The sequence below is a fragment of the Bradyrhizobium sp. 147 genome (assembly GCF_023073935.1).
GTDB lineage: Bacteria > Pseudomonadota > Alphaproteobacteria > Rhizobiales > Xanthobacteraceae > Bradyrhizobium.
Genome location: NZ_JADPKL010000054.1, coordinates 1 through 6,473 on the forward strand (window position 1 = coordinate 1; position 6,473 = coordinate 6,473).

Genomic DNA, 6,473 nt, shown 5'->3' on the forward strand with positions numbered 1-6,473 from the left:
TGCCCTAGGGGCCTTCTGGACAAATATACAGCCTCCGCTCGCAATCGGCCGGCACGCACCCGCCTCACTCCGCTAACGAGTAATTCTTGCCCAGCCTCGACGGGCAAAACAGGTGCACGATGACATCATCGCCGATTATGATCTCACAGGCAGGCTAGTGCGGCCGGCTGCGCTCGATGATCTCGGCGGCACCCTTGGCCAGCAGATCCAGACCCACCGCACGACCGAGTTCGCGCGGGCGGTTGGCGGGGCCTGAACGCGAGGCCTCGATGATGGTGCTGCCGGAGAGGTCGAGCACGGAGGCCGTCAGCGACATCCGATCGCCGGCGATGGTCGAAAAGCTCGCCACCGGCGAATTGCAGTGGCCGTTGAGCACCCATAGCACTTCGCGCTCCGCGTTGGCGCAGGCGTGCGCGGCGGGATCGTCGATCGATGCAAGGATTTGCCGCGTCTGCCAATCCTGCGCCGCGCATTCAACGGCGACGATGCCCTGGCCTGCGGCGGGCAGCATCTCCGCCGGCGTGAATTCGTAGGCGATGCGATGGGAAAGGCCGACGCGATCAAGGCCGGAGCGCGCCATGATCAGCGCATCCGCGGGACCCACCTCGCCACCATCGGGCAGACGCTGCTTCGTCTTGTTGTCGAGCTTGCGCACACGCGTGTCGGCCGCACCGCGAAAATGAATGATCTCTGCCTCCGGAAAGAGCCGACGCGCATAGGCTGCGCGCCGTACGGCATTGGTCCCGATCTTGAAGCCTCGGCCGCGCGTTTGCCGAAACGTCTCCAGCGTCGCGCCATAACGCAGCACCAGCGCGTCACTGGGCGGATCGCGCGAGAGCGTGGCGCCGATCACGAGGCCGGGCGTGTCCTCGTTGCCCGGCATGTCCTTCAGCGAGTGCATCGCCGCCTGCAATTCGCCCGAGAGCACGGCGGCGCGGATCTGCGCCACGAAGGCGCCGCCCTTGCCGCCGTGGGGCAGGAGCTTGCTGGTCTGGTCGAGATCGCCCGTCGTGTCGAATTTGACGATCTCGACGTCGAGATCGGGCACGGCGGCGGTCAGGCAGCGCACAATCTCTTCCGTCTGTGCCAGCGCCATCGCGCTCTTGCGGGTGCCGATCTTGAATCGCGTAGCCAAGTCTTTGTCCTCTCGAAGCGCGCGGGTTAGCGCGCATCCTCCAATATCATGTCGGAGGCCTTTTCGGCGATCATGATGATGGGCGCGTTGGTGTTCCCCGACACCAGGTCCGGCATGACCGAGCCGTCGACGACGCGGAGGGCATCAAGCCCCCTCACCTTCAGCCGTTGGTCGACCACCGCGAGCGCGTCGTTGCCCATACGACAGGTCGAGGTCGGATGGTAGATGGTGCTGCCGCGCTCGCGGCAGAAATCGAGCAGCTCGGCATCCGTGGATATTTTCGTGCCGGGATCGACCTCGCCAGCGACGAACGGCTTCAGCGCCGCTGCGCTCAGGATCTTGCGCAGGATCTTCAGGGCTTCGACGTTGGTGGTGCGATCGGTCTCGGTCGACATGTAGTTGATGCGGATCTCCGGCGGCACGGTCGGGTCGGCACTTTTGATGCGCAGGGTCCCGCGGCTTTCGGGCCGGAGCTGGCATACGGAGGCGGTGAAGCCGGAGAAATCGTGCAGCTTCTCGCCCATCTTGTCGGTCGAGAACGGCAGGAAGTGCACCTGGATGTCGGGCGAAGCGAGCCGCGGGCTGGTCTTGAAGAACGCGCCCGCTGTGCCCGCCGCGATCGTCAGCCAGCCCTTGCGGAACAGCGCGTAACGTGCGCCCGCCATCGTGCGGCGCAGCGGATGATTGATGGTGTCGTTGAGCGTGATCTTCTGCGAGCAACGCATCACGATGCGGACCTGCATGTGGTCCTGAAGATCGTGGCCGACACCCGGCGCCTCCAGCACGACGTCGATACCATGCGTGCGGAGGAGATCGGCCGGGCCGACGCCGGAGAGCTGAAGCAGTTGCGGCGAGTTGTAGGCCCCGCTCGACAGCACGATTTCCTTGCGGGCCCGCGCGCGGCGCAAGGCCGCGCCTTGCCGGTATTCGACTCCGACCGCCCGCCGCCCTTCGAACAGGACGCGCCGAGCGTGTGCGGAGGTCTCGATCTTGAGATTGCTGCGCGACTTGGCGGGGCCGAGATAGGCCACCGCCGTCGAAGCGCGGCGGCCATTGCGCGTCGTGGTCTGGAATAGGCCGACGCCTTCCTGCGTGGCGCCATTGAAATCCGGATTGTAGGGCAGACCGGTCTCGACCGCGGCGTCGATGAACGCCTTCGACAGCGGATCGGTCACGATCATGTCGGACACCGGCAGCGGGCCGCCGCTGCCGTGATATTGGTCGGCACCGCGCGTCTGGTTCTCGGCCTTCTTGAAGTAGGGCAGCACGTCGTCATAACCCCAGCCGGTGTTGCCGAGCTGGCGCCAGCGGTCGTAGTCCTCGTGCTGACCGCGGACATAGAGCAGGCCGTTGATCGAGCTGGAGCCGCCCAGCGTCTTGCCGCGCGGCTGGAAGACCTGGCGCCCCTTCAGCTCGGGCTCCGGCTCGGTCTGGTACATCCAGTTGACGGTCTTTTCCTTGAACAGCTTGCCGTAGCCGAGCGGCACGTGGATCCAGATGTTGGAATCCTTCGGGCCAGCTTCGAGCAGCAGCACGCTGTGCTTGCCATTCGCCGAGAGCCGGTTGGCGAGCACGCAGCCGGCCGAGCCGGCACCGACGATGATGTAGTCGAATTCGGGATCGGACGGCGCGTGGGAGGAATTTGCGTTCATGCGCTACTGTTCTTTTTGTTGGTGTTGGCGTTTCCAGCTTCGTCACTTAGCACAATCATGCATGCAGGCGCAGCGCCTCGACCAGCGACCTGAACGCACGGGCATATTCCGCCCCCGCCCTTGCGATATCAGCGCGCCCGGCACAGGCGACCGCGGCCTCCGTGACTGCGCCGAGCAGCAGCCGCGCCAGCGGCTCGACCGGCTGTCGCGCGATCAGGCCGGCCTCCATCGCGGCCGCAAGGGTGCGCGGCAGCTTGCCACCGAAATGCTTGGCGTCGATCTCGCGCCAACGTTCCCAGCCGAGCACGGCTGGCCCGTCGCGCAGGATGATCTGGCCGGTGGGGCCCTTTGCCGTCGCCGCAAAGTAATGCTGGGTACCGGCAACCATAGCGGCGAGCACGTCCTTCTCGGCGCGCGCGGCGCTGTCGATCTCGACAACGAGGTCGCGCGAGACCTGGTCGAACACGGCTTCGAACACCGCCTCCTTGGTCTTGAAGTGATGATAAACCGCGCCCTTGGCGACGCGGGCGGCCTCCGCGATCTCGTCCATGGTGGTGGCGGCGAAGCCTTGTGTCCCGAACAGACGGCGCGCCGCCGTCAGGATCGCTTCAATGGTCGCCGCCCGCCGCTCCGCCTGCTTTGCCATGTGTCTCGTCTGGGTTCAGAATACCTCTCCCTTCGGAACTTCGGGAGAGGTGAGTTCTCGGCTCGCACCGGTTCAACTCACTCTCGCTTTAGTCGAGTTCGGCACAGGCGGCCAGTTGACTTTTCGACCACCGGTCGGTATTTACCGACTATCAGTCGGTTTTACTCGTGAGGTGTGCCATTGCCGAGTCGTGACATTGTCGAAGCGTTTGCGCAGCGGCTGGAAGCAGGAGACTTCATCGGCGCCATTGAACAGTTCTGCGCGCCTGATGCCGTCACCTACGAGAACAGCGCTGCTCCGACGGTTGGGCGCGATAAGCTCATCGCCAAGGAGCGCGGCGTGCTGGCCGCTTCGAAGGAGGTCAAGGCCGTGCGCATTGGGCCGAGCCTGATCGAGGGCGACCATGTCGCGACCCGCTGGTGCTTCAGCTTCACCAACGCCGAAGGGATCACCCGGACGCTCGACGAGGTCGCGTGGCAGACCTGGCGGGGCGATCAGGTGATCGAGGAGAGGTTCTATTACGATCCGAAGCAGTTGGGGCGATGATTCCGGACAGCGGTGTCATCGCCCGGCTTGACTGGACGATCCGGTACGCCGAGACGCCAATAGTCAATTGATAGGCCGCGGCGTATTGATGCCCCGGTCCCGTCTCCGCCAAGGCTACGCCGGGGCCACAATGGTATCTCGGCCCGTCGGAGCTTTAGCAAAGGCGGCAAGCCGGGGCACAACAGCGGAGTTACGGGCGAACATCCCCTGCCATCGCGCATTTGTATCGATTTGTTATCGATACCCTCGTTTGAACACGCAGAAGTGGTCACGGCGGCGGTCGCGGCCGAGGACAATTCATAGTTCGTCAAAGGTTTGTAGCGAATTCTCAGCTTCCAGCCGGACCAACGGCGGACGCTGCCAGGCTCTCGAATGCGGACTCAAACGACCAGCTATTTCGCACGGCTGTTCGCCGGCGATCTGTCGGCGTTAGGCGGTCCTGCAGCCGACGAGGCCGTCGCCGGTCATATTAGGGCCGAACAGATGTCGCTGGTGCTGGGCTATTCCGTCGGCATCATGCTGGCCAATGCCTGCAACGCCATCGTGCTGGCCGTCGCGCTGTGGCAGTCGCCGGACCGGATGCCGGCCCTGATCTGGGCGGTCGCCGTGGCCGCCGCCGCGATCGCATTCGGCCTGCAATCCCACGCCACGCGCCGCATCACCAAGCCGCAATTCGTCTCGCGCCGTGCCATGCACCGGCTGGTGCGCAACGCCTTCATCCTTGGCGCGGCCTGGGGCATCGTCCCAGTCGCGTTCTTCTCCGACGCTTCGACCGGCGGCCAGCTCGTCATCACCTGCCTGTGCTCGGGCATGCTGGCGGGCGGCGCGCTGGCCTTCGCGACGATCCCGATCGCGGCCATCGCCTTCACGGCGCCCATCTTCCTCGGCATCGCCATCTGCCTGTGCCGGAACGGCGATCTTGCCTTCCTGCTGATCGCATTCCTGGTCGTGGTCTACGGAAGCGTGCTGCTCCGCGGCGTGTTCGTCAATTCGTTCTCGTTCGCGCATCGCGTGATGCAGCAACTCGAAGCGGAGCGCACGGTGCGGCGGGATCCCCTCACCCATTTGCCCAACCGCGTCGCGTTCAACGAAACGCTCGATGCCGCGCTCAAACGGCTGGCGTTATCAGGCGAGGAATTCGCGGTGCTGCTGCTCGACCTCGACCGCTTCAAGGAGGTCAACGACCAGTTTGGTCATCCCGCCGGCGACGAATTCCTGGTCCAGGTTGCAAGCCGCCTGCGGCGCTGCACGCGCGCGGCCGAGCATGTCGCGCGCATCGGCGGCGACGAATTCGCGCTGGTCATGAACAATGTGGCGCGGCCAGAAGATGCGCTCGAGATCGCCGAGCGCTTCGTCGCGGCCTTCGCCGAATCGTTCCAGATCGAGGGCCGCCAGATCGTCGGCGCGACCAGCGTCGGCATCGTGCTTGCGCCGCGCGACGGCAACACGCCGTTCGACCTCATTAAGAATGCCGACGCCGCGCTCTATCGCGCCAAGAAGGCGGGAGCCGGCACGGTCTGCTTCTTCGAGACCAGCGACGACAAAGCGTCCCGCGACCGCAAGGCGCTGCAATCGGACCTCGCGGGCGCGATCGCGAGGGACGAGCTGTTCCTGGTGTTCCAGCCGTTCCTCGGTCTGGGCGACAACCGCATCACAGGCTTCGAGGCGCTGCTGCGCTGGCAGCATCCAATACGCGGACTGGTGCCGCCGAGCGAATTCATACCGATCGCGGAGGAGACCGGGCTCATCCACGAGATCGGCGAATGGGTCATCCGCCGCGCCTGCACGACGGTGGCGCAATGGCCCGAACAGATTAGGGTCGCCGTGAACTTCTCTGCGGCACAATTTCACAACACCGGCATTCTCCAGACCATCGTGCAGGCGCTTGCCGACGCGAAGATCTCTCCCAGGCGGCTCGAGATCGAGATCACGGAATCGATGCTGCTGTCTAAATACGGCTCGGCCGCATCGGTCCTGAATGCGCTGCTGGAGCTCGGGGTCACCGTGGCGCTCGATGATTTCGGGACGGGCTTCTCCTCGCTCACCTATTTACGCAAGCTGCCGTTCAGCCGTATCAAAATCGACCAGTCCTTCATCCGCGACGTGCTGGTGCAGCCGGACTGCGCTGCGATCGTCAAGTCGGTGGTCTCGCTCGCGCGGGACCTGCGCATCGGTGTCGTCGCTGAAGGCGTCGAGACCTCCGACCAACTCGAATATCTGCGCCAGATCAGCTGCGACGAGGTGCAGGGCTATCTGATCAGCCGGCCGGTGGCGGCCGATGCCGTGCTGGCGCTGCTGGACAGCAAGAAACATCGGGCGACCTTTGCGGCGTAGGACTCGATCGGGTTAAGATCGGTGCCGCTACGAAAGAGGTGCGCTCCCTCCCGCTTGCGGGGCAGGGCTATCGCATATGGCGAAGCATACTGAGGAGGAAGGCATCATCCCAGCCCGCGCGCTTGATTTTGCGTCGAATCGAGGCGGTGTCGGGATGAGA

At 64.7% G+C, this 6,473-nt stretch carries 5 protein-coding genes; 2 read left to right on the forward strand and 3 right to left on the reverse strand.

The genetic code is table 11. The annotated features are described in order from the left end of the window. Positions 1–154 precede the first annotated feature (154 nt). Genes hemC through IVA87_RS12330 form a run of 3 tightly spaced genes read right to left on the reverse strand, consistent with a single transcriptional unit; the run spans position 155 to position 3,433 of the window. Positions 155–1,135, reverse strand: a complete 981-nt coding sequence (gene hemC, locus IVA87_RS12320; protein WP_247333687.1) for a hydroxymethylbilane synthase — start codon at positions 1,133–1,135, stop codon at positions 155–157. Between the two features lie 26 nt (positions 1,136–1,161). Continuing rightward, complete coding sequence (locus IVA87_RS12325; RefSeq protein WP_247300972.1) at positions 1,162–2,787, reverse strand: choline dehydrogenase; 1,626 nt, start codon at positions 2,785–2,787, stop codon at positions 1,162–1,164. A gap of 55 nt (positions 2,788–2,842) precedes the next feature. After that, entirely contained in the window at positions 2,843–3,433 is a 591-nt protein-coding gene (locus IVA87_RS12330) for a TetR/AcrR family transcriptional regulator (protein WP_247333689.1), read from the reverse strand. A gap of 180 nt (positions 3,434–3,613) precedes the next feature. On the opposite strand from IVA87_RS12330, the gene IVA87_RS12335 reads away from it, so the two are divergent. Together IVA87_RS12335 and IVA87_RS12340 are read left to right on the forward strand one after the other, a co-directional pair. After that, positions 3,614–3,979: a nuclear transport factor 2 family protein gene (locus IVA87_RS12335; protein ID WP_247300974.1), complete on the forward strand. Its 366-nt coding sequence runs from the start codon at positions 3,614–3,616 to the stop codon at positions 3,977–3,979. Between the two features lie 372 nt (positions 3,980–4,351). Beyond that, positions 4,352–6,313 (forward strand): EAL domain-containing protein, encoded by a 1,962-nt coding sequence (locus tag IVA87_RS12340; RefSeq protein ID WP_247300975.1) that lies wholly within the window; start codon positions 4,352–4,354, stop codon positions 6,311–6,313. Positions 6,314–6,473: the final 160 nt, after the last annotated feature.

Bases quoted from the DNA above. Each gene is read 5' to 3' on its own strand.
- IVA87_RS12325 (WP_247300972.1), bottom strand. From the start codon at position 2,787: ATGAACGCAAATTCCTCCCACGCGCCGTCCGATCCCGAATTCGACTAC.
- IVA87_RS12330 (WP_247333689.1), bottom strand. From the start codon at position 3,433: ATGGCAAAGCAGGCGGAGCGGCGGGCGGCGACCATTGAAGCGATCCTG.
- IVA87_RS12340 (WP_247300975.1), top strand. From the start codon at position 4,352: ATGCGGACTCAAACGACCAGCTATTTCGCACGGCTGTTCGCCGGCGAT.